Consider the following 1,925-nt stretch of genomic DNA (forward strand, 5'->3'; position numbering starts at 1 on the left):
CCATTCACTACCAAAATATAAAGCTGTAGCACCAATTGTCAACCATATAAAAATTTTAAAATTTGATACTACAGCTAAACTGTCATCTACTTCTTCTACGGTAGTATCTTTTTTAGTATTTCTTATTAATATAAATAAAAACACAATAAGTCCTACAAACAAAATAGCACCTTCGATAGCTGTTAGTACACTATCGTTTTTAAGGAAATAGTACAACACGACTGAAAAGAGCATCATTACCGGCCAGTTAAGTTTGTAAAACGATTTATCTACCGAAATAGCGCCAACCATTGCCGTAATACCCAATACCAAGCCAATATTAGCAATATTAGAACCCACAACATTATTAATGGCTATTGCTGGCGAACCTGAAAGTGCCGCTTGCAAGCTCACCAATAATTCTGGTGCAGAAGTTGCAAAGGAAACTACCGTCATCCCTATTACCATTTTAGATATACTAAACTTAAATGATAAGGCTACAGACGATCGTACCAAAAACTCACCTCCTATTACTAACAGTATAAAACCAAGGACAACCCAAAGTATGCTCATAAATATTTTTTTTGCGAAGATAAATGAAAGTGAAAAGTGAAAAGCGAAAAGCGAAAAGTTTTTTTGAAAACTTAAAATTTAGTCAAATAACTATTATTTTAGTTGTATAACTATAAATATAGTTATATGTTTGTATTGCGTTAGGGATTGAACGGCATGTTCGAGCTCGCCGACACAGGAGGAAGCGAGTAGTGAAAGCCCGACCCTTGTGGTAACGCCCAAATAATTAAACTGAAAAAAACTGATAATAATGCAAAAGCTAACAAACAAAGAAGAGGAAATTATGCATATTTTATGGAAGCTTGAAAAGGCTTTTGTAAAGGATGTGCTTGCTGAAATTACAAACGATAAACCGCATTACAACACATTATCGACTATTATAAGAAATTTAGAAGACAAAGGTTTTGTGGCTTATAATGCCTACGGAAAAACGCATCAATACTATCCTATTGTTACTAAAGAGGATTATAAAAAACGGTTTATGACAGCGGCTATTGATAATTACTTTAATAACTCGTATAAAAATATGGTATCGTTTTTTGCGAAAGAAGAAAAAATAAGCGTGGACGAGCTTAAGGAGATTATTGCATTAATTGAGAAACAAAAATAACCATGGAATATTTACTTAAAGCCAGTGCTGTTATTGCCATTTTTTACATCTGCTATAAATTGTTTTTACAGCGCGATACGTTTTTTCAGTCTAACCGATGGTTTTTGTTAATAGGGCTAATTACCGCTTTTCTGTTGCCTTTTGTTGTTATTCCTATTTATATTGAATACACACCAATGCCCATCCAGAATTTTGTAATTAATGATACTTCTGCTTTCGTTGAAATTGCCGAAGAACCATACAATTTATGGTATTATGCATTTATTGTTTATATAATTGGAGTCATTGTCTTTTCAATGCGGTTTTTAGTACAATTAGGATCGTTAGCATTGCTTATTTTAAATAATGAAAAGTACAAGCAAAACGGATTTACATTTATTGAAACCCAAAACGACACACCTCCTTTTTCGTTTTTTAGATGGGTGGTCTATAACCCAAATCAGTTTAACGAAACCGAATTACAACATATTATAACTCATGAAAAAGTGCATGTAAAACAATATCATTCTATAGATATTATAATTTCGCAATTAGCAGCTATTGTGTTTTGGTTTAACCCTATAACATGGTTTTACAAAAAAGATTTACAGCAAAATCTTGAATTTATTGCCGATTATAAGGCGCAGAATATTACAAGTTGCAAAAAGAGTTATCAGCATTTATTATTAAAAACAAGTATGCCTAATCAGCATATAGCAATCACCAATAATTTTTATAATTCATTAATCAAAAAACGAATCGTTATGTTACACAAATCAAAATC

At 31.9% G+C, this 1,925-nt stretch carries 2 protein-coding genes and 1 pseudogene; 2 read left to right on the forward strand and 1 reads right to left on the reverse strand.

Features of this window, described 5'->3' with window-relative positions:
* A pseudogene (locus tag AADI82_RS15030) lies at positions 1 to 552 on the reverse strand (sodium:calcium antiporter); the annotation flags it as partial.
* A gap of 250 nt (positions 553 to 802) precedes the next feature.
* On the opposite strand from AADI82_RS15030, the gene AADI82_RS15035 reads away from it, so the two are divergent.
* On the forward strand, positions 803 to 1,162 hold the full coding sequence (locus AADI82_RS15035) for a BlaI/MecI/CopY family transcriptional regulator (RefSeq protein ID WP_341217221.1): 360 nt from the start codon (positions 803 to 805) through the stop codon (positions 1,160 to 1,162).
* A 2-nt stretch (positions 1,163 to 1,164) separates the two neighbouring features.
* The coding region (locus tag AADI82_RS15040; protein ID WP_341217222.1) for a M56 family metallopeptidase at positions 1,165 to 1,925 on the forward strand (761 nt) is incomplete at its 3' end.

Source organism: uncultured Wocania sp. (genome assembly GCF_964021735.1).
GTDB lineage: Bacteria > Bacteroidota > Bacteroidia > Flavobacteriales > Flavobacteriaceae > Wocania_A.